Origin of the sequence: Methylobacterium oryzae (assembly GCF_021398735.1) — a bacterium.
Taxonomy (GTDB): domain Bacteria; phylum Pseudomonadota; class Alphaproteobacteria; order Rhizobiales; family Beijerinckiaceae; genus Methylobacterium.
Window position 1 is genome coordinate 3,343,736 of record NZ_CP090349.1, and the last position, 18,882, is coordinate 3,362,617.

Below are 18,882 nucleotides of genomic sequence, written 5' to 3' on the forward strand. Positions count from 1 at the left end.
TGAACGGCGCGTGAGCGGTGCCGCCCGTCGCGCCGGACCCCGCGCACGCATCGGAAGGGCGCACAGGGACCGGAACCCGCGACAGCCGAGTCGGTTACTCAGCCATCGCGGGGCCCGCGGCCGCCGCGAGCGGCCCCGTTCCCGCGCCGCGAGGAGTGTTTTCGAGATGGCCGGCAACGAGTTACCGCAAGGCACCCCCGCGGATCCGATCGCGGATCCGCACCGCGAGGGGCCGCACGCCGCGCCGCACGACGCGCCCCACACCGCCGGGGAGGAGCGCGCGCAGTGGCGGGCCCTCCAGGGCGACGTCGAGGGGCTCGCCGACGTGGCGGCCGAGCGCGGGCGCGGCCTGCTCGACGCGGCCCGGCTGCAGGCGCAGAGCTACGTCGAGCAGCGCAAGAGCGACGCCGCGCAGTCGGTCCACGACCTGGCGCAGACGATCCGCAATTCCGGCCGCGATCTCGGCGACAAGCCGAACGTCCGCGCCTTCTTCGACAGCGCCGCCGACGGGCTGGAGCAACTCGGCTCCTCGATCGAGCGCCGCAGCCTCGGCGAGTTCTACAGCGAGGCCGAGTCCTTCGCCCGGCGCGCGCCGGTGGCGGTGGCCGTGGGGACCTTCGTGGCCGGCCTGATCGCCGCCCGCTTCATCAAGTCGTCCAGCCTGCCGCCGGAGGCGCCGGACGGCGACGCCCGCGACAGCTTCCGGGCCTGACGCCATGACCTACGGCTCCGACCCGCGCCAGACGGGCCCATCCACGGGTTCCTCCACGGGCCCCTCCAGCATCCAGAGCCTGATCGGCGACGCCCTGCGGGAGACCAACGAGCTCGCCCGCAAGGAGATCGCGCTGTTCCGGGCCGAGATGGCCGGCAACGTCCGCCAGCTCATCGTCGGCCTCGCCTGCATGGTCGGCTCGGCGGTGTTCGCCGTGGTCGCCCTGCTGGTGCTGATCGGCGCCTTCGTGAAGTGGCTCGCCACCATCGTAGGCTCCGAGTGGCTCTCGGCCCTGATCGTCGGCGGCGTTCTGCTGCTCCTCGCCCTCGGGATGGCCCTGTGGGCGCGCAGCGTCCTCTCCCTCTCGACCCTGGCCCCGAAGCGCACGACGCGCCAGGTCCGCCAGGATGCCCAGGCCCTCTCGGAGCGCGTGTCCGGATGAGTACGATGAACGACCTCGAGAAGGAGATCGAGGAGAGCCGCGCCCGGCTCGACGATACGATCGACCGCATCCAGGGCCGGCTCTCGGTGCCGAATCTCGTGGACGAGATGCTGGGCAATGCCCGGCGGGTGCCGGCGCTGAACACGACCTACGATTCGGCCCTGGAGGCGGTGCGCCGCAATCCCGTGCCGGTGCTGCTGATCGCGGCAGGCGTCGGCCTGCTGTTCAACCGGATGGCCCGCGACGCCCAGCGCCGCCGCACCGAGGTCTCGGCCGAGCGCGTGCCCACCCTGAACACCGGCGCGGCGCGCGGCTACGACCCCGACCGCCCGACGGTCCGCCCGGCCCGCGATCCGCTGGACACGACCGAGATCTGAGGACCGGACCCGTCCGGGTCCGGCCGGATCCGGGACGAGACACCGTGCCGCCCGGCCGGACGACCGGGCAGACCGGCACCGAAGGCGGGCCGGCGAGACCGACATCTGAGGACAGCGCCATGACCGACAAGCCGGGTATCCCCTCCAGCACCCCCGAGCAGCTCGCCGCCGCGGCGGGGATGCCGCACGGCGCCGACGACAAGAGCCTGCGGCCGGATCCGACCGGCCTCGGCGACCCGGGCGCGCCCGGCACCGCCGCGGGCGACTTCACCCTCCGGCCGGATCCGCGCGGCCTGCACGACCCGCTTCGGCCCGGCGCGGCGACGGGCTCGCACGACGCCGCCCATGACACTGCCCAGGACGCTGCCCAGGACGCTGCCCAGGACGCCGCTTCGGCCGCGAAGGACGGCATCCGGGTGGCGGGCGACCGGGCCACCGAGTTCGCCGGGCAGGCGCGCCGCACCGTCTCGGGCCTCGCCGACGACATCAACGACCGCCTCGGCGGGGCGGCCGATCAGGCGCGCGACCGCGCCACCGCGGCCTACGACGAGGCCCGGGAGCGGGCCGGCGCCCTCCATCGCCGCAACATGCGGGCGCTGGACGACCTGACCAACCAGGGGATCGAGGGGATCAACCGCGGGCGCACCGCCGTCGAGCGCTTCGTGGACGACAACCCGCTCCTCGTCGGCGTCGTCGGCGTGGCCGCGGGCCTGCTCCTCGGCGCGCTGCTGCCGCGCACCCGCCAGGAGGACCGGAGCATCGGTCCCTGGGCCGACGAGGTCCGCGACCAGGGCCTGCGCTACGCCCGCGAGGTGACCAATATCGGCCGCGAGTTCGTCCAGACCGCCCTCGACCCGGACAATCTCAACGCCGCCGCCCGCAAGGTGGTCGATCCGGAGAGCCACACGCCGCCCGCGGGCGAGCGGACGCAGCACAATCTCTGATTCGGTGGCCGAGGCCCCTCCGTGGGGGCCTCGGCGCCGTCATCCCGGGCGAGGCGACGTGCCCCGGAGTTGCGCGACGTCGAGCAGCGTGGCGCCGCCTGGATTGCTCCGCTCGCAGCGACGCGGTGGCCGGATCCTCGCTCCGTCGACCCTCCTGACAGGACGGCGCGTCAGTCCCGGTACAGCCCCGCATGCGCCTCGCGGAGCAGGTTCTTCTGGACCTTGCCCATCGTGTTGCGCGGCAACTCGTCCACGAACAGGACCCGCTTGGGGCACTTGAACCGGGCGAGGCGCCCCTCCAGGGCGGCCTGCACGCCGGCCTCGTCCGGGCAGCCGGCGCCGCCCACCACCACGGCGGTGACGGCCTCGCCGAAATCCGGGTGCGCCAGGCCGATCACGGCGGATTCGACCACGCCCGGCAGGGCGTCGATCTCGGTCTCGACCTCCTTCGGGTAGACGTTGAAGCCCCCCGAGATGATCAGGTCCTTGCCGCGCCCGACGATGTGGACATAGCCCCGGCCGTCGACCTTGCCGAGGTCGCCGGTGATGAAGAACCCGTCGGCCCGGAACTCGGCGGCGGTCTTCTCGGGCATGCGCCAGTAGCCCTGGAACACGTTCGGGCCCTTCACCTCGATCATGCCGACCGCGTCGGGCCCGAGGGCCGCGCCGGTCTCGGGATCGACCACCCGCAGGGACACGCCCGGCAGGGGGAAGCCCACCGTGCCGGCGACCCGGTCCCCCGCGTAGGGGTTCGAGGTGCTCATGTTGGTCTCGGTCATGCCGTAGCGCTCGAGGATGGCGTGACCCGTGCGGGCCTGCCATTCCCGGTGCGTCTCGGCGAGCAGCGGCGCCGAGCCCGACACGAACAGGCGCATGCCCCGGGCCGCCTCCGGCGTCAGGCCCGGCTCCTTGAGGAGCCGGGTGTAGAAGGTCGGGACGCCCATCAGGGCGGTCGCCCGCGGCATCAGGCTCAGGATCAGCTTCGGGTCGAGCCGGGGCAGGAACAGCATGGAGCCGCCGCTCGCCAGCACCGTGTTGGTCGCCACGAACAGGCCGTGGGTGTGGAACACCGGCAGGGCGTGGATCAGCACGTCGTCGGCGGTGAAGCGCCAGTACGCGACCAGCGTCCGGGCATTCGACGCGAGGTTGTCGTGGGTCAGCATGGCGCCCTTGGAGCGCCCGGTCGTGCCCGAGGTGTAGAGGATCGCCGCGAGATCCTCCGGACCCCGGGGCACGTCCGCGAAGGCGGCGCCCGCATCGGCGGCCCGGTCAGCAGCCTCCGCGGCGCTGCCGCCGCCCGCCGCGTCGAGGGTCCAGACCTGCCGGACGCCGGCGGCGGCCTCGGCGAGCGCGTCGCGCCGGCCCGGGTCGCAGACGAACACGGTCGGCTCGGCGTCGCCCAGGAAGTAGCCGATCTCCGCCGGGGTGTAGGCGGTGTTGAGCGGCAGGAACACGGCGCCGGCCCGGACCGCGCCGAGATACAGGAAGATCACCTCGGGGCTCTTCTCGACCTGCACGGCCACCCGGTCGCCGGGCGCGACGCCCGCCGCCCGCAGGGCCGCCGCGTAGGCGCCGGAGCGGGCGATCAGGTCCGCGTACGCGTAGCGGCGCCCGTCCGGCGTCTCGATCACGGTCTTGGCGGGATCGGCGGCGCCGTCCCGCACCAGGGAGAAGAGGTGGTTCGTCATCGTGAGGCTGGGCTATCACGGGCTATGGGTCGCGCGCACCCATAGCCGCCCGGAGGCCCCCTCGGCGAGCCCTTTCCGGCGGCGCGTCGTCCGCGCGGCCCGGTGAGTCGCGACGCCTACGCCTCGGCGAGCACCACGGCCCGGGGCGGCGGCAGCTTGGCGCGCAGTTCCCGGGTCACCGCCGGCGCCGCCACCACGGTGCCGAGATTGGCGTAGGTCTCGTGGTTCCGCTCGATGGCCGCGAGGTCGTAGAGGTAGTTGACCATCAGCCCGTGGGACTGCGCCAGCCCCTTCTTGGAGGTGTCGCCCAGGAAGTTGATCCGGTCGAGGCGCGCGCCGTTGCCGAGATGGAACCGGGCCACCGGGTCGAGGGGGCGCCCGCGCTCGTTCTTGGCGCGCAGGAAATAGGCGGCCGCGGCCGGGATCAGCGCCCGGCGCACCGTCTCGGCCCGGGCCTTGTCGGCCGGCCAGGCCGGGTCGTCCAGCGCCCGCAGGGTCTCTACATCCTCGGGCAGCAGGCCCTGCGGGCTGTCGGCCCGGCGCTCCCGCGCCAGCCACGCCGCGAAGCCCGGCACCGGCGAGAGCGTCACGAAGGTCTTGAGCGTGGGGACCTCGCGGGTCAGGTCCTCGACCACCTGCTTGATCAGGAAGTTGCCGAAGGTCACGCCGGCGAGGCCCTTCTGGCAGTTCGAGATCGAGTAGAACACCGCCGTGGTGGCCGCCTGCGGCTGCAGCGGCTTGCGCTCCTGCGACAGGATCGGGGCGATCGCCGGGGCGATCTGGTCGGTGAGCGCCACCTCGACGAAGATCAGCGGCTCGTCGGCGAGCGCCGGGTGGAAGAACGCGAAGCAGCGCCGGTCCGGCGGCTCGATGCGGGCGCGCAGGTCGTCCCAGCCGGAGATGGCGTGGACCGCCTCGTAGCGGATGATCTTCTCCAGGATGTGCGCCGGCGTCGTCCAGTCGATGTGGCGCAGCACGAGGAAGCCGCGGTTGAACCACGACGCGAACAGGTGCTCGAAGTCGCAGTCGAGGCTGTCGACGGCGTCCATCAGGGCGGGGTCGGCCTCGTCGCCGGCGCGCAGGGCCCGGCGCAGGTCGAACAGGTCCTCGCGCATCCGCACGAGGCTGAGCGTGCCGCCGCGGGCGAGGTTGAGGCGGCGAATCAGCTCCTGGCTGCGCGGCTCGGCGGCCTCGTGCAGGCTGCCCAGGCGGGCGCGGGAGGGGGCGGCGCGGTAGGCGGCGATGGCCTCGTCGACGGCGGCGTGGTCCGCGTCGAAGTCGAGGGCGATGGCCCGCAGGAAGGCGTGGCGCTCCGCCTGACCGAAGCTCGCGTAGCGGTCGAGGATCAGGCGGGCCAGCGCCACCCCGGAGGCCTCGCCGCGCCGGGAGATCAGGTCCTCGCAGAGCTTGACGAGGTCGCCGGCACTCGCCCGGGACGCGATGTCGCCGCGCCCGATCCCGATCAGGTCGCGGCCGCGCTCGCTGATGGTCTGAAGCAGGTCGCCGAAGAAGGAGATCGCCGCCATGACCTTCGCACTGACCCCCGATGACCCGGATTCGAGACGTGTCCGGTCCCGCGACGCCGGCTCGTCGGTCGGGCGCGGACGGAACGGGATCCGGACGCCGGCGGGCGTCCCGATCCGCCCGCCATTCTACGGCGCCGCGGCCGCCGCGACCAGAGCTTGACCGGTCGCCGACGCGGGGATCCCAGAGTGCGGGAGCGGCACGAAGATCGTGTGACGGGTGGGGCCGCGCGACGGGTCCGGCCGGGCGGTCGTCAGAGCCGCTCGGCCACGGTGGCGAGGTCCGCCCGCTCGCGCCAGTCGCCGACGCCGTGCTGGCGGGCGAAGCGCAGCTCCGCGGCGCGGCGGGCGCGCTCGGGATCGCGGGCCCGCGCGATCGCGACCGAGCCGATCGTGAACGGCACCCCGAGGATCTCCTTGGCGAAGTCGACGCGGTAGTTCGGCATCCCGTACTCCCTGCTGCGGCGGCCCCGGCGCCGTTCGCACGGAACGAAACCGCCCACTCGTTCGTAGTCCGGTCCATAAACCTCGCGAGGCCCGGCGCCCGGCGCATCGGTCGCGGCGCCCGCTGGCATGCGGGCGCCGCCGGCTGCGTCTGTTGCATATGGTGCGCCGCCGGCTCCGGTGAAGGGGCCCGGGGCGTCCCGGCAGGGATGCATCGCCGCAGCTTGCCCGGCGGCGCGCTCCGCCCGTATCGCTCGCCGCTCCGATCGCCCTCCCCACACGGACCCGACCATGGCTCTCCCGCGGCGGCCCACCCGCCTGCCCCCGACCCGGCCGTGACCGCACCCCTCGACGCGAAGGCCCGGCTCGGCCTGACGCTGATCGCCGGCGGGGCCGTGGCCAACATCTACTACAACCAGCCGCTGCTCGGCCTGATCGTGGCCGAGTTCGGCGACCGCGCCGCCCTGTGGGTGCCGACCACGGCCCTGGTCGGCTACGGGCTCGGCATCGTCGGGCTCGTGCCGCTCGGCGACGCCCTGCCGCGCCGCGCCCTGATCGTGGGGCAGTGCCTCGGCCTCGCCCTGGCCCTGCTCGCCGTGGGCCTCGCGCCGAACCTCGCCTGCCTCGCGCTCGCCCATCTGGTGGTCGGCGTGCTGTCCTGCGCGGCCCAGCAGGCGGTCCCGTTCGCGGCCGAGCTCGCCCCGGACGCGAGCCGCGGGCGGATCGTCGGCCAGGTCATGACCGGGCTCCTCACCGGCATCCTGCTCGCCCGCACGGCGAGCGGCTTCCTGGGGGCGCATCTCGGCTGGCGGCCGGTCTTCCTGGTCGCCTCCGTGCTGGCGCTCGCCATGGCAGGCATCGCGCGGGCCACCCTCCCCCACACGGTGCAGACGCACCCGCTGCGCTACCGCGCCCTGATGCTGTCGATCCTCCACCTCGCCCGCACGCAGCCGGTGCTGCGCACGGCGAGCCTGTCGCAGGCGCTGCTGTTCGCGGGCTTCAACGCCTTCTGGGCGACCCTGGCCCTGTTGGTCGAGGCGCCGCCCTTCGGCCTCACCGCCGCCGGGGCCGGGCTGTTCGGCGTGATCGGCGTCTGCGGGGCCTTCGTGGCGCCGATCTCGGGCCGCTTCACCGACCGCCGGGGCGCGAAGCCCGTGGTCCTCGGCGGCAGCCTGCTGGTCGCCCTGTCCTTCGTGGTCCTGTGGGGCGGGGGCACGTGGTCGCTCGCCGCGGTGGCGCTCGGCGTGCTGCTCATCGACATCGGCATGAACGGCGCGCTCATCGCCAATCAGACCCGGGCCTACGCGCTGGTCCCGGGCGCGCGGGGCCGCATCAACACCGTGCTGTTCACCACCCTGTTCGTGTTCGGGGCGCTCGGCGCCTATGCCGGTTCGCAGGCCTTCCTGCTCGTGGGCTGGCCGGGCGTCTGCGCGGTCGGCCTCGCCTTCTCGGCGCTGGCCGTGCTCGTGGCGGCCCGCGACCCGCACCCGCCGGGGGCTCGGCCTACTTGAGCACCCGCGACAGCCGACACCAGCCCGCCCTGTCGGGCGGAAGCCCGAAGCGCAGGCGCTCCGGGCGCCCGGCGAAGCGCCGCACCGCGATGCCGGCCGCCGCCAGCCGCCGGTAGAGGTCCGGCCCGTCGGGGAAATCGGCGGTCCGGAACAGGCAGGTGCCGCCGACGACCCGGCCGCCGGCCCGGGCGATCATCCGGTCGAGGCGGCCCGCATCCGCGGCCCGGGCCCGGGCGGCCTCGACGCGCCAGCCCGCGTCCGACAGGGCCGCGCGCCCGATCGCCAGGGCCGGGCCCGACACCGCCCAGGGTCCGAGCGCCGCGGCGATCCGGGCCGCCGTGCCGGGCTCGGCGACCGCGAAGCCGAGGCGCAGGCCGGCGAGCCCGTAGGTCTTGCCGAAGGAGCGCAGCACCACGGTGCCGGGCCCCGAGTCCGGTGCGGAGACGTGCGGGCACAGGCTCTCCACCGGCTCGAGGTCGGCGAAGGCCTCGTCGGCGACGAGCAGGCCGCCGCGCCGGCCGAGCGCCGCGGCGAGCGCCCGGCGCTCGGCCAGGGGATGGGTCCGCCCGTCCGGGTTGTTGGGATCGACGATCACCGCCACCCGGGCCGCGCCGAGGGCGTCGACGCTCGAGACCTCCGCCACCGCGTGCCCGGCCCGCGCCCAGGCGGCGGCGTGCTCGGCGTAGGTCGGCCCGAGAACCGCGACCCGGGTCGGGGCCAGGAGCCGGGGCAGGGTCTCGATCAGGACCTGCGTGCCGGGCGCGGGCACGACGTGGTCGGCGTCCGGCGCGCCGTAGGCCGCGGCGGCGGCCTCCCGGAGCGCGCGGACCTCGGCGGCCTCGGGCAGGCGCGCCCAGGCGCTGGCCTCCAGCGCGGGCACGGGATAGGGGACCGGGTTGATCCCCGTCGAGAGGTCGAGCCAGGGCTCCGGCGCGTCGGGAAAGGCTTGTCGGAGCCCGCCGAGATCGCCGCCATGCGCGATCGGGGCGGCCTCACGCGCGGGAACGCTCCACACCGAATGGTCCATCTGCCCGGTACGTTCGCCGACACGCTCGCCGTCCTCGCCGTCGCCCTCGGGATCGAGGCGGCGGCCGGCTATCCCGACGCGCTCTACAGGGCGGCCGGTCACCCTGTCACCTGGATCGGCCGGCTGATCACCGCCCTGGAGCGCGGCCTCAACCGCGGCTCGGCGCGCCGGCGGCGGGTCGCCGGCTGCCTCGCGCTGGCGCTGCTCCTCACCGCGGTGGGCCTGGCCGCCCTCGCCGTCGCGGCGCTGGCGGGGCTCGCCGGCCCCCTCCCCGCTCTGCTCCTCCTCGGCCTGCTCGGCGCGAGCCTGCCGGCGCAGCGCAGCCTGCACCAGCACGTCGCCGCCGTGGAGACGGCCCTGCGCGCGGGCGGCCTCGAGTCCGGGCGCCGGGCCGTGGCGATGATCGTGGGGCGCGACCCCGACCGCCTCGACGAGGCGGCTGTCTGCCGGGCCGCGATCGAGAGCCTGGCGGAGAACTTCTCCGACGGGATCGTGGCGCCGGCCTTCTGGATCGGCTGCCTCGGCCTGCCGGGGGGCGCCCTCTACAAGGCGGTCAACACCGCCGACAGCATGATCGGCCACCGCAGCCCGCGCTACGCCGCCTTCGGCTGGGCGGCGGCCCGGCTCGACGACGGCGTGAACCTGCCGGCCTCCCGGCTCGCGGGCCTGCTGATCGCCGGGGCGGCGGCCCTGCGCGGCGCCGACGCGCGCGGGGCGCTCCGGGCCATGGCCCGGGACGCGCGCCGGCACCGCTCGCCCAATGCCGGCTGGCCCGAATCCGCCATGGCGGGGGCGCTCGGCCTGCGGCTCGCGGGGCCGCGGGTCTATGACGGCACCCTCGTCCCGGACGCCCATATGGGCGACGGCCGGGACGCCGCCACGGCCGACGACATCGCCCGGGCGCTGGCCCTCTACCGCACCGCCTGCTGGCTGCAGGGCGGGCTCGTGCTGGCGCTCCTCGCGCTCTGCCTGTCGCTCACCGGCTGAGCCGTCCTCGCGAGCGGAGCGAAGCGCGCCAGGGCCGCGCGACCTCTGAGATCGTGGCGCCGACGGGATCGCTTCGCTCCGCTCGCAGAGACGGCGGCAATTCCCGATCGGGCCTTGGCACGGCCCGCGCACCGGACGCATCGTGGCCGGACGGGGCAGGATGAGGGAGACGCCGATGCGTGCCGTGTTCGTGGATGCCAGCGAGACCCTGGCGGCGGTGGCCCGGCGGCTGCTGCGGCCGGACGATCCGCCCTTCGCGGTCCACGCGGATCCCGGAATCGCGCCGCAGGACCTGCCCGCGATCCTCGACGGCGCCGAGACCGCGGTGATCGACCACACCGCCCTCCCCCTCGACGTGGCCCGGGCCTGCGCGGGCCTGAAGCACGTCGTGTTCCTCGGCACCGGCGCCCGCAGCTACATGGACCCGGAGGCGCTCCGGGACGCCCTCGGCGTCACCGTCCACACCATCAAGGGCTACGGCGACACCGCGGTCGCCGAGTGCGCCTTCGCGCTGATGTGGGCCGCCGCCCGCGGCCTGCCCGAGATGGACCGGGCGATGCGCGCCGGATCCTGGCTGCGCACCGAGGGGATCCAGCTCACCGGCAAGACCGTCGGCCTCGTCGGGTTCGGCGGGATCGCGGCCGAGATGGCGCGCCTCTGCCGGGGCGTGGGCATGCGGGTGCTCGCCTGGAACCGGACCCCGAAGACCCATCCCGGCGTCGACTTCGTCCCGCTCGACCGCCTGCTCGCCAAGAGCGACGTGGTCTCGCTCCACCTGCTCCTGACCGACGCGACGCGCGGCTTCCTGTCGGCCGCGCGGATCGCCGCGATGAAGCCCGGCGCGATGCTGATCAACACCGCCCGCGGGGCGGTGCTCGACGAGGACGCCCTGGTCGCGGCCCTGCGCACCGGCCACGTGGCGCGGGCCGGGCTCGACGTGTTCACCGTCGAGCCCCTGCCGCCGGATCACCCGCTGGCGCACCTGCCCAGCGTCACCCTGTCGGCGCACTCGGCGTTCCGCACGCCCGAGGCGAGCGACAACCTGATCGGCGCCGCCCTCGACCATTGCCGGCGGATCGCCGCCGGCTGACAGCTGCGCCGCGGGAGCGGCCGCCCCGGTGCTCGGCTCTCCTAGTGCTCGGTGCCCTGCATGTTCGGGCGCGGCTCGCCGCCGTGGTGGTGGATCACGCTGGAGCGCTCCGGGCTCCCCTTCGCGTCGGCGACCTGCTTCCGGGCCGCGGCGGCCAGGAACCAGATGCCGCCGAGCGTCCCGAAGGCGAGGATCATGAGCGGAAATCCCTGACTCATCGCGGTGCCCTCCTCGACGATGGCCCGCGGGCTTGCGGGTCTGCATCATCCTGCCGGTCATGCCGGCCTGAGGAAGGATAACGCACGAATCCGGACCGTGTTCAGGCCGGTCTCGCGGCCGTCGGCACCGCCCGCCGCGCCGCGTCGCGGCGCAGGGCGGAGAGCACCACGAACATGAGGCCGGCCCCCACGGCGAGGCAGGCGGCCAGGAACAGCATCGGCACGAGGTCGCTCTGGGTCTGGTCGCGGATGAACGGTACGGCGTTCTGGGCGACGAAGCCGCCGAGATTGCCGACCGAATTGATCGCCGCGATCCCGGCGGCCGCCGAGGCACCGCGCAGGAATGTCCCGGGCATCGACCAGAAGACCGGCTGGGCGGCGAAGGTCCCGGCCGCGGCCACGCACAGGCAGGCGAACTTCACGGCGTTGCCCGGCAGGACGACGGAGAGCGCGAGGCCCGCCGCCCCGACCAGCGCCGGCCCGACCACGTGCCAGGTCAGGGCGTTGCCCTGCGCCCCCGTGCGGGCGGCGTGGCGCGGCACCCACCACAGGGCGAAGGCCGTGGCGAGCCACGGGATGATGTTGAGGAAGCCGTTGGTGAGGTTCGAGACGCCGAAGCCCTTGACCACGGTGGGGAGCCAGTAGCCCAGGCCGTAGGCGGCGAGCGGCAGGGAAACGTAGACCCCGGCGAGCATCAGCACCCGCCGGTCGAGGAGCGCCGCGAACGGGTTGCCGTGGTCGACGTGGCCGCCGTCCTCGCGCTCGGCCCGGAGCGTGCGGGCGAGCCAGTCGCGCTGGGCCTGCGACAGCCAGGGGGCGGTCTCGGGGCCGTCCGGCAGGACGAACAGCACCACCGCGGCCATGAGGATCGCCGGCGCGCCGGTGGCCAGGAACACCCACTGCCAGCCCTGGAGGCCGAGGAGCCCGTCGAGACCCAGCAGCGCGCCGCCGATCGCCGCACCGACCGCGTTGGCGATGGCGCTGGCGATCATGAACCAGCCGATCATCCGCGCCCGGTGCGCTTGCGGGAACCACAGGGTCAGGGCGAACAGCACGCCGGGGAAGAAGCCGGCCTCCGCGGCGCCGAGCAGGAAGCGCAGCACGTAGAACATCGCCGTGCCCTGGGTGAAGCCCAGCAGGACGGTGACGATCCCCCAGGTGATCATGATCCGGGCGAACCAGATCCGCGCGCCGACCCGCTCCAGGAAGACGTTGGCCGGCACCTCGAACAGGAAGTAGCCGAGAAAGAACAGCGAGGCCCCGAGCCCGTAGGCGGTCTCGGAGAGGCCGAGGCTGCCGACCATCTCCAGCTTGGCGTAGGAGACGTTCTGCCGGTCGATATAGGCGATCAGGTAGAGCAGGCCGAGGAGCGGCATCAGCCGCAGGGTCACGGTCCGGACGGTGCTCGCGGCGAGATCCTCCCCGGCGGGGGACGGCGTGGGCGGCATGGGGCGTTCCTCCGGGGGCGTGCGGCCCTTCGTGGCGGGGCCGGCATAACACAGAGTAATCCCTGGCCCGCGCCCCGCCTACCGGGCAAGCGCCAGGAGGCGGTCGCAGTCGACATGGGCCGCGATGTGTCGCGCGAGGCCGTCCAGCGCCGCCTCGACCCCGGCCTCGTAGCCGGCGCCCGCCGAGGCGGTGCCCAGGCGCGCGAGCCACGCCGCCCGCTGGGCGTCGTCGGCGAAGAGGCCGTGCACGTAGGTCCCGGCCACGCGCCCGTCCGCCGAGACCGCCCCGTCCGGGCGCCCGTCGGCGAGGCGCAGCAGCGGCCGGTCCGCGTCGGGGCCCTCCGTCGCGCCGATATGCATCTCGTAGCCGGCGAACGGCACGCCGTCGGGCAGGCTCGTGCCGGTGACGGCGGCGAGGCGCTTCTCCGGCGTCATCACGGTGTCGACGGCGAGGAGCCCGAGGCCCGGCACCGTCCGGGGCGCCCCCTCGATCCCGTGCGGGTCGGCGAGGCTGTTGCCCAGCATCTGGTAGCCGCCGCACAGGCCGAGCACCCGGCCGCCCCGGCGGACATGGGCGCGCAGGTCGACGTCCCAGCCCTCCCGGCGGAAAGCCTCCAGGTCGTCGATCGTGGTCTTGGAGCCCGGCAGCAGCACGAGGGCGGCCCCGGCGGGGATCGGCGTTCCGGGCCGGACCAGCACCACCGACACGTTCGGCTCCGCCCGCAGCGGGTCGAGATCGTCGAAATTGGCGATGCGCGGCAGCACCGGCACCGCCACCGTGACGGAGCCGGCCCCGCGCGGGTCCGAGCCGGCGAGGCCCAGCACGTCCTCGGCCGGCAGGCGCGCGGCGTCGGGGAAGTGCGGCACGAGGCCGAGCGCCGGCCAGCCGGTCCGCTCGGCGATCAGCCGCATCCCGTCGGCGAACAGGCTCGGATCGCCGCGGAACCGGTTGACGAGGAAGCCGGCGACCATCGCGGCGTCCGCCGGGTCGATCACCGCCTTCGTGCCGACGAGGCTCGCGATCACCCCGCCCCGGTCGATGTCGCCGACCAGCACCACCGGCGTGTCGGTGGCCCGGGCGAAGCCCATATTGGCGATGTCGCCCGCGCGCAGGTTTATTTCCGACGCCGAGCCCGCGCCTTCGACCAGAACCAAGTCGGCCTCGTCCGCGAGCTGGGAGAAGCTGTCGAGGACGGCGGACATCAGCCGGGGCTTCCAGGCTTGGTAGTCGCGCGCCTTCACGGTGGCGACCATCCGGCCCTGCACGACCACCTGGGAGCCGACCTCGCTCTGCGGCTTCAGCAGGACCGGGTTCATGTGCACGGAGGGTGTCACCCGGGCGGCCCGGGCCTGGAGCGCCTGCGCCCGGCCGATCTCGCCGCCGTCGGCGGTGACGGCGGCGTTGTTCGACATGTTCTGCGGCTTGAACGGCCGGACCCTCAGGCCCCGCTCCGTGAAGGCGCGCGCGAGCCCCGCCACGATCAGGGACTTGCCGACATCGGAGCCGGTGCCCTGGATCATCAGGGCCTTCCTGGGCGCCGTCGCGCGCGGCGGGCTCAGAACTCGATCCCTTCCTGCGCCTTCACGCCGGCGGCGAAGTGGTGCTTGACGCTGCCCATCTCGGTGACGAGGTCGGCGGCCTCGATCAGGGCGGGCTTGGCGTTGCGGCCGGTGACGACGACGTGCAGGTCCGGCCGGCGCGCGCGCAGGGCGGCCAGCACCGCGCCGAGGTCGAGATAGTCGTAGCGCAGCGCGATGTTGAGCTCGTCGAGGACGAGCAGGCGGATCGCGGGATCGGCCATCAGGCCCTCGGCGACTGCCCAGGCGTGGCGGCAGGCGGCGATGTCCCGGGCCTTGTCCTGGGTCTCCCAGGTGAAGCCCTCCCCGAGGGTGTGCCACACGACCCTCTCGCCGAAGGCCGCCACGGCGTGGCGCTCGCCGGTGTCCCAGCCGCCCTTGATGAACTGCACCATGCCGACCCGCCAGCCGCGGCCGAGCGCCCGCAGCATCAGCCCCAGGGCCGCCGTGCTCTTGCCCTTGCCGGGGCCGGTATGGACGAGGAGCAGGCCCTTCTCGAGGGTTTTGCCCGCGACCTCGGCGTCCTGGACCGCCTTGCGCTTCTCCATCTTCTCGCGGTGGCGCGCGGCGTCGTCGCTCATGCGGAGGCTCCTGTCTCAGAGGTTCGCGGCTTCACCACCAGCGGCAGGCCGGCCACGGTCAGGACGACCCGGTCGGCCCGCGCGGCGAGCTGCTGGTGGAGGCGGCCGGCGGCGTCGCGGAATCGCCGGGCGAGGGCGTTGTCGGGGACGATCCCGAGCCCGACCTCGTTGCCGACCAGCACGAGCGGGCCCGGGACGTCGGCGCAGGCAGCGATGAGCCGCGCCGTCGCCTCCGCCACGTCGGCCTCCGCCAGGATCAGGTTGGTGAGCCAGAGCGTGAGGCAGTCGACCAGGACCGGTCCCTCGGCCTCGGCGACCGCCTCCGGCAGGGCGAGCGGCACGTCGCGGGTGCGCCAGGCGCCGCCGCGCCGCGCGCGGTGCTGGGCGATGCGGTCGACCATCTCGTCGTCGAAGGCCTGGGCGGTGGCGAGATAGAGCCACGGGCCGGGGCAGGCTTCGATCAGCCCCTCCGCGTAGGCGCTCTTGCCAGACCGCGCCCCGCCGAGGACGAGGGTCATGCGAGGGGTGGGCTGGGGCATGGCTCTCCATCGCCCCAACCCGGTGCGCGGTCAAACCCAGGACCGACAGTGTCAGGGTCTGTGACCTCAGGACCTGCAAACTCGGGACCTGTGGCACCTGTGCCGCGCCTGGACGGTTGCCGGGCGTCTCCGGTCCGACTATAGAACCCCGGCCCAGCCAGAGCGCCCTTCGTCTAGCGGTCCAGGACGTCGCCCTTTCACGGCGAAAACACGGGTTCGATTCCCGTAGGGCGCGCCAACAAAATCAAGCGCTTGGCTGCATCTGGCGGCCTGCCTAGCTTCTCTTGGGAAAAATTCGCGGCGAAATGGCTCCTGCCGTGTCCCCGTGGCTTGGCCTGTTCCTCATCGCCCTTGAATGCGCAGGCCGATTTCGCTGTTGCGGCCTTGCGCCCACTCTCGCAGCCTGATTTTCACCAACGGGCGGTTGCAGAGGGCCGGTGCAGGGCACCGGTCGAACGGCTTTGTCCCTGACTCTCGGCAATGCGGGCGCACTTCTGCTTCCCCGCTCCCGGCTTCAGTCCCTCACGCGGGCGATGACCGCTACCGGGCCGCCGCCATCCGGCCCCTGATGCTCAGCGCCGCCGGAGACGAAGAGGTCCGTCCGGCCGATCGCCGCGGCGGCCACGCCGCCGACCAGGGCGCGGGCGTGCCGGGTGGCGTTGATGTCGCTGTCGTCGTTCATGATGTGGCGCCGTCCCCGGATCAGGCCGTCATGGGAGGGCTCCGCTTTGGCGAGCAGGGCGATCACGCGCTCCGCCTCAGGAGGCGGCAACTGCCCCGCCTCCAGGAAGCCGAGGTCGGTGAGCACCCGCCGAATCGCGGACAGGTCGATGCCGTCGTCCATGACCCGGTGGGCGATGGCGAGCGGGCCGGTCCAGCCCTGGGCGTTGCCGAGCACGATGATCTCGTTGCGCATCAGCTCGATCCCCGCCGAGCAACTGGCGCGGCCGGAGAAGAGATCGCGTCGGGTGCCGATGGCGGAATCCGCGAGATGTTCGCGGTCGACCTCTCCTAGGGCGAGCGCGATGCCGAGCGCCGAGGCGCCGCGGGATAAGCCCATCGAGGCGTAGGTGTCGTGTGTGGCGACGCCGTGGCCCCGGGCGGCCGCCTCGGCGATCCGAGCGCTCGTCAGGAGCGGGCACTTCACCTGCACGAAATGCACGTCCGCGGGATCGGTGAGCCCCGCCTCTGCCATGGCCCGGCCGACCGCCGCCGCAGTCGCCTCGACCTGCGCCATCCGGCCGATCTCCTCCGCGCGGAACTCCTGGGTGAAGGCCGTGCCGATGGCGAGCGCCTTGCCCTCCGGCACCGCGGGGCCTTCACGCCGGGCGAGGACGAGGAAGTGCGGCGACAGCCCGCCTTCGGTGCCGCCGGACATGACGAGGGCGATCCGCGCTCCGACCTCCGCCGCCGTACAGCCGAGGGCGGTGGCGAGCGCCGTCTCCAGGGCCATCACCGCGAGCTGCCGGGTGAAGTCATTCACGCAGCCGTTGCCCTCGGTCTTGCCGAAGATCGCGACGATCTCGGTCGCGTCCACCGCCCCGGAGGCGACGAGGCCCATCACCTCGGAGACGTCGGCGGGATGCTGCGCGGGCACGCGGAAGACGAGGCATTCGGGCATGGGGGGACCGGGGTGGAACAAGAAGGGGCGCCGCCCTTCCATTCGGGCGATCCCGTCGTCTGTCCGCGTCCCGCGACGACAGAAACCGGCACGATCGGGTGGCCAGCACGGGCAAGCACAGACCGGACCATCTTCGGAGAATCCCCGAGCCTTCTACTGAGCGGGAGAAGCAACGCGTTGATCGGCTCCCGACGCCGAACCAGCAGGATGGCCCAATCTGTGGTAGAAGCAGATCGTCGCTAGACCACTCCATGCCGCCGTTCCGGTCGCGACCCTGGCTGTGTCGAAACCTCGATGGTGGTAGCTCTGTCCGGCACGCCCGGGGGGCGGCATGGAACGGTTCGTTGTCGGCGCCGAGCGCGATCAGACGACGCTGTTCCCGCCTTATCTCGAAGATCGGATCGCCGAGGACAACCCTGTCCGGGTCGTCGATGCCTTTGCTGCCTCCAGGGGCACCCAAACGGAAAGGTGGCTCAGGGACCGAGAGGCGTGAGGCTACGAGCTACACCGCGTCTTCGCGGGCGCTACCGGCCTCCCGTCCCAGGCGAACCATGACCTCCCGCAGCCAGCGATGGGCGGGATCGCGGTCATAGGAGGCGTGCCACAGCATGGAGATGACGATCTCCCCGGTCGGCACCGGGACGGGGCTCGTCGCCAGGCCGAGTTGGGTCGCGAAGGTGGTGGCCAGCTCGTCGGCCATCGTGGCGATCAAGGGCGCGGCCTGCACGTGAAACGGCACGGTGGCGAAACGCGGCGTCGTCGCCGCCAGCCTCCGCGTCCGGCCCACCTTCGCGAGCGCCTTGTCCACCACCCCCGGGCCGACGCCGGTCAGGTACGTCAGGATGTGCGGGAAGCGGACGAAGTCGTCGAGCGAGAGCGGACCGCTCACGCCGAGCAGCCGGGGATTGAACAGGCTCAGGAAGCCGAAGCGATAGAGGGGCCGCACCTTGTGGTGGACCTGGCCCTCGGAGATCATGCCGACGGCCATGTCGATCCTGTCGGCGTCGAGGTCCCCCAGCACGCTCCCGTAATCGAGGCCGACCAGGTGCAGGCGGATGCCGGGCGCCTCGCAGGCGAGGAACGCGAGCAGGCGCGGGATGAGACGGACCTCGACGCTGCCGGGGATGGCGAGCGTGAAGGACCGCTCGACCTGCGAGGGGGCAAAGTCGTCCTCCCGGAGGACGATGCCCTGGAATTGGCGCAGGGCGGCGCGGACCGGCTCGAGGAGGGCGAGCGACCGCGGTGTCGGGCGCATGCCGTCCGGCGTGCGCGTCAGGAGCTCGTCGCCGAGGAGCCTGCGCAGGCGGGCAAGGCTGCTGCTCATGGCGGATTGCGTGATGCCGACCTTCGCGGCAGCGCGCGTGACGCTGCTCTCGGTCAGGAGTGCGTCCAGCGCCACGACCAAGTTCAGGTCGATGCCCGCGAGGTCACGGTGCTTGATCGTCATGGTCAGGTCCGCCGGTGGCTCGCGACCAGGGTCTCGGCGACCGGACAATGCGGCATCCGACCGAGCGAGACCATCAGGCTTCCGAGCCGCATCGGCCGCGCCATCGCGGCCGTCGAAAACCGAACCATCATTTACGGCGTAGATACTGGGTATCAACCGCATCTGTTTGATGAATACGCCTCCCGGCAGCATCTCCTCCTCATCGAAAGACGGGCCACCCCGTCACACCGAGAGGATCGAGAGATGACCCATCGTACCATCACCCTCACCGCCGCCCTGACGATGACCGTGGCGTCCCTCCTGCCGGCCGCCGCGTCGGAGGTGACCCTCGACACCGCCGCGCACGGCGCCTTCTCCGTCCCCGCCGTCATCGGCGCGGCCCACCATACGCCGGGTCTCGCGCTGAGCGCCGCCGACGTCCGTGCGCAGGGTGGTCACCTCGTACCGGCCCTCACGCGCTGGCAGGAGGCTCGGCCGGCCATCGCCTCCGTCGAGCCCTTCAAGGCGCCCGCCACCATCACCGTGGCCTATCGGAGCCGAGACGTCGCGACGCATGCCGCGCAGGTCCTCAAGCAGGGGGGCTTCGCGACCGCGGGCGTCGTCCGGTGGCTGCCCGACGCGCCTGTTGCGGTCGAGGCCAACACGAACACGGTCAAGCTCGGGTCGCTTGAGGCCATGAACTGAGCGAGCACTCGGACAGGCCGA

At 73.5% G+C, this 18,882-nt stretch carries 20 protein-coding genes and 1 tRNA gene; 10 read left to right on the forward strand and 11 right to left on the reverse strand.

The window, feature by feature from the left end:
• The first annotated feature begins 166 nt into the window (after positions 1 to 166).
• The 4 genes from LXM90_RS15885 (at position 167) to LXM90_RS15900 (ending at position 2,475) form a co-directional block, all read left to right on the forward strand.
• A complete protein-coding gene (locus tag LXM90_RS15885; protein ID WP_020095578.1) occupies positions 167 to 712 on the forward strand; it encodes a hypothetical protein in 546 nt (181 codons plus the stop codon).
• A gap of 4 nt (positions 713 to 716) precedes the next feature.
• Entirely contained in the window at positions 717 to 1,154 is a 438-nt protein-coding gene (locus LXM90_RS15890; protein ID WP_234080780.1) for a phage holin family protein, read from the forward strand.
• A 5-nt stretch (positions 1,155 to 1,159) separates the two neighbouring features.
• Positions 1,160 to 1,531: a DUF3618 domain-containing protein gene (locus LXM90_RS15895; RefSeq protein ID WP_020095580.1), complete on the forward strand. Its 372-nt coding sequence runs from the start codon at positions 1,160 to 1,162 to the stop codon at positions 1,529 to 1,531.
• A 119-nt stretch (positions 1,532 to 1,650) separates the two neighbouring features.
• Positions 1,651 to 2,475 carry a hypothetical protein gene (locus LXM90_RS15900; protein ID WP_020095581.1) on the forward strand — a complete coding sequence of 275 codons (825 nt, stop codon included), beginning with the start codon at positions 1,651 to 1,653 and terminating at the stop codon, positions 2,473 to 2,475.
• A 170-nt stretch (positions 2,476 to 2,645) separates the two neighbouring features.
• Here the strand turns inward: LXM90_RS15900 and LXM90_RS15905 are convergent, their stop codons facing one another.
• From LXM90_RS15905 to LXM90_RS15915, 3 genes are all read right to left on the reverse strand, one after another.
• On the reverse strand, positions 2,646 to 4,163 hold the full coding sequence (locus LXM90_RS15905) for a malonate--CoA ligase (RefSeq protein ID WP_020095582.1): 1,518 nt from the start codon (positions 4,161 to 4,163) through the stop codon (positions 2,646 to 2,648).
• 116 nt (positions 4,164 to 4,279) lie between these two features.
• Positions 4,280 to 5,689, reverse strand: a complete 1,410-nt coding sequence (locus LXM90_RS15910; RefSeq protein WP_020095583.1) for a malonyl-CoA decarboxylase — start codon at positions 5,687 to 5,689, stop codon at positions 4,280 to 4,282.
• Positions 5,690 to 5,940: 251 nt separating this feature from the next.
• Positions 5,941 to 6,132 carry a hypothetical protein gene (locus LXM90_RS15915; RefSeq protein ID WP_012318462.1) on the reverse strand — a complete coding sequence of 64 codons (192 nt, stop codon included), beginning with the start codon at positions 6,130 to 6,132 and terminating at the stop codon, positions 5,941 to 5,943.
• 333 nt (positions 6,133 to 6,465) lie between these two features.
• Between LXM90_RS15915 and LXM90_RS15920 the strand changes: the two genes are divergently transcribed.
• Positions 6,466 to 7,641: an MFS transporter gene (locus tag LXM90_RS15920; protein WP_020095584.1), complete on the forward strand. Its 1,176-nt coding sequence runs from the start codon at positions 6,466 to 6,468 to the stop codon at positions 7,639 to 7,641.
• On the opposite strand, the gene cobD is transcribed toward LXM90_RS15920, so the two are convergent.
• Complete coding sequence (gene cobD / locus LXM90_RS15925; protein ID WP_051123785.1) at positions 7,634 to 8,668, reverse strand: threonine-phosphate decarboxylase CobD; 1,035 nt, start codon at positions 8,666 to 8,668, stop codon at positions 7,634 to 7,636. The genes LXM90_RS15920 and cobD overlap by 8 nt on opposite strands.
• On the opposite strand from cobD, the gene cbiB reads away from it, so the two are divergent.
• A complete protein-coding gene (cbiB, locus tag LXM90_RS15930) occupies positions 8,660 to 9,655 on the forward strand; it encodes an adenosylcobinamide-phosphate synthase CbiB (protein ID WP_020095586.1) in 996 nt (331 codons plus the stop codon). The genes cobD and cbiB overlap by 9 nt on opposite strands.
• 175 nt (positions 9,656 to 9,830) lie before the next feature.
• On the forward strand, positions 9,831 to 10,745 hold the full coding sequence (locus LXM90_RS15935) for an NAD(P)-dependent oxidoreductase (RefSeq protein ID WP_020095587.1): 915 nt from the start codon (positions 9,831 to 9,833) through the stop codon (positions 10,743 to 10,745).
• A 41-nt stretch (positions 10,746 to 10,786) separates the two neighbouring features.
• Here the strand turns inward: LXM90_RS15935 and LXM90_RS15940 are convergent, their stop codons facing one another.
• The 5 genes from LXM90_RS15940 to cobU all read right to left on the reverse strand — a co-directional run bounded on the left by LXM90_RS15940 (position 10,787) and on the right by cobU (position 15,109).
• A complete protein-coding gene (locus tag LXM90_RS15940; protein WP_010687019.1) occupies positions 10,787 to 10,963 on the reverse strand; it encodes a hypothetical protein in 177 nt (58 codons plus the stop codon).
• Between the two features lie 101 nt (positions 10,964 to 11,064).
• Positions 11,065 to 12,411, reverse strand: a complete 1,347-nt coding sequence (locus LXM90_RS15945) for an MFS transporter (protein WP_020095589.1) — start codon at positions 12,409 to 12,411, stop codon at positions 11,065 to 11,067.
• 78 nt (positions 12,412 to 12,489) lie between these two features.
• Positions 12,490 to 13,932, reverse strand: coding sequence for a cobyric acid synthase (locus LXM90_RS15950; protein WP_020095590.1), 1,443 nt, complete (start codon positions 13,930 to 13,932; stop codon positions 12,490 to 12,492).
• 35 nt (positions 13,933 to 13,967) lie between these two features.
• Positions 13,968 to 14,570, reverse strand: a complete 603-nt coding sequence (cobO, locus tag LXM90_RS15955; protein WP_020095591.1) for a cob(I)yrinic acid a,c-diamide adenosyltransferase — start codon at positions 14,568 to 14,570, stop codon at positions 13,968 to 13,970.
• The gene (cobU, locus tag LXM90_RS15960; RefSeq protein WP_026605311.1) at positions 14,567 to 15,109 is read right to left on the reverse strand and encodes a bifunctional adenosylcobinamide kinase/adenosylcobinamide-phosphate guanylyltransferase; all 543 of its coding nucleotides are present in this window, start codon (positions 15,107 to 15,109) and stop codon (positions 14,567 to 14,569) included. The genes cobO and cobU overlap by 4 nt, the downstream gene beginning before the upstream one ends.
• Before the next feature lie 162 nt (positions 15,110 to 15,271).
• On the opposite strand from cobU, the gene LXM90_RS15965 reads away from it, so the two are divergent.
• A tRNA-Glu gene (locus LXM90_RS15965) sits at positions 15,272 to 15,347 on the forward strand.
• Positions 15,348 to 15,623: 276 nt separating this feature from the next.
• Here LXM90_RS15965 and LXM90_RS15970 read toward each other — a convergent pair.
• Complete coding sequence (locus LXM90_RS15970) at positions 15,624 to 16,730, reverse strand: ring-opening amidohydrolase (RefSeq protein WP_026605312.1); 1,107 nt, start codon at positions 16,728 to 16,730, stop codon at positions 15,624 to 15,626.
• 331 nt (positions 16,731 to 17,061) lie between these two features.
• On the opposite strand from LXM90_RS15970, the gene LXM90_RS15975 reads away from it, so the two are divergent.
• Entirely contained in the window at positions 17,062 to 17,223 is a 162-nt protein-coding gene (locus tag LXM90_RS15975) for a hypothetical protein (protein WP_020095594.1), read from the forward strand.
• 9 nt (positions 17,224 to 17,232) lie between these two features.
• On the opposite strand, the gene LXM90_RS15980 is transcribed toward LXM90_RS15975, so the two are convergent.
• A complete protein-coding gene (locus LXM90_RS15980; RefSeq protein WP_020095595.1) occupies positions 17,233 to 18,177 on the reverse strand; it encodes a LysR family transcriptional regulator in 945 nt (314 codons plus the stop codon).
• A gap of 243 nt (positions 18,178 to 18,420) precedes the next feature.
• Between LXM90_RS15980 and LXM90_RS15985 the strand changes: the two genes are divergently transcribed.
• A complete protein-coding gene (locus LXM90_RS15985) occupies positions 18,421 to 18,861 on the forward strand; it encodes a hypothetical protein (RefSeq protein ID WP_020095597.1) in 441 nt (146 codons plus the stop codon).
• The last annotated feature ends 21 nt before the right edge of the window (positions 18,862 to 18,882 follow it).

Coding starts and splice junctions, on each gene's coding strand:
- LXM90_RS15885 (WP_020095578.1), top strand. CDS start 167: ATGGCCGGCAACGAGTTACCGCAAGGCACCCCCGCGGATCCGATCGCG.
- LXM90_RS15890 (WP_234080780.1), top strand. CDS start 717: ATGACCTACGGCTCCGACCCGCGCCAGACGGGCCCATCCACGGGTTCC.
- LXM90_RS15895 (WP_020095580.1), top strand. CDS start 1,160: ATGAACGACCTCGAGAAGGAGATCGAGGAGAGCCGCGCCCGGCTCGAC.
- LXM90_RS15900 (WP_020095581.1), top strand. CDS start 1,651: ATGACCGACAAGCCGGGTATCCCCTCCAGCACCCCCGAGCAGCTCGCC.
- LXM90_RS15905 (WP_020095582.1), bottom strand. CDS start 4,163: ATGACGAACCACCTCTTCTCCCTGGTGCGGGACGGCGCCGCCGATCCC.
- LXM90_RS15910 (WP_020095583.1), bottom strand. CDS start 5,689: ATGGCGGCGATCTCCTTCTTCGGCGACCTGCTTCAGACCATCAGCGAG.
- LXM90_RS15915 (WP_012318462.1), bottom strand. CDS start 6,132: ATGCCGAACTACCGCGTCGACTTCGCCAAGGAGATCCTCGGGGTGCCG.
- cbiB (WP_020095586.1), top strand. CDS start 8,660: ATGGTCCATCTGCCCGGTACGTTCGCCGACACGCTCGCCGTCCTCGCC.
- cobD (WP_051123785.1), bottom strand. CDS start 8,668: ATGGACCATTCGGTGTGGAGCGTTCCCGCGCGTGAGGCCGCCCCGATC.
- LXM90_RS15935 (WP_020095587.1), top strand. CDS start 9,831: ATGCGTGCCGTGTTCGTGGATGCCAGCGAGACCCTGGCGGCGGTGGCC.
- LXM90_RS15940 (WP_010687019.1), bottom strand. CDS start 10,963: ATGAGTCAGGGATTTCCGCTCATGATCCTCGCCTTCGGGACGCTCGGC.
- LXM90_RS15945 (WP_020095589.1), bottom strand. CDS start 12,411: ATGCCGCCCACGCCGTCCCCCGCCGGGGAGGATCTCGCCGCGAGCACC.
- LXM90_RS15950 (WP_020095590.1), bottom strand. CDS start 13,932: ATGATCCAGGGCACCGGCTCCGATGTCGGCAAGTCCCTGATCGTGGCG.
- cobO (WP_020095591.1), bottom strand. CDS start 14,570: ATGAGCGACGACGCCGCGCGCCACCGCGAGAAGATGGAGAAGCGCAAG.
- cobU (WP_026605311.1), bottom strand. CDS start 15,109: ATGCCCCAGCCCACCCCTCGCATGACCCTCGTCCTCGGCGGGGCGCGG.
- LXM90_RS15970 (WP_026605312.1), bottom strand. CDS start 16,730: ATGCCCGAATGCCTCGTCTTCCGCGTGCCCGCGCAGCATCCCGCCGAC.
- LXM90_RS15975 (WP_020095594.1), top strand. CDS start 17,062: ATGGAACGGTTCGTTGTCGGCGCCGAGCGCGATCAGACGACGCTGTTC.
- LXM90_RS15980 (WP_020095595.1), bottom strand. CDS start 18,177: ATGACGATCAAGCACCGTGACCTCGCGGGCATCGACCTGAACTTGGTC.
- LXM90_RS15985 (WP_020095597.1), top strand. CDS start 18,421: ATGACCCATCGTACCATCACCCTCACCGCCGCCCTGACGATGACCGTG.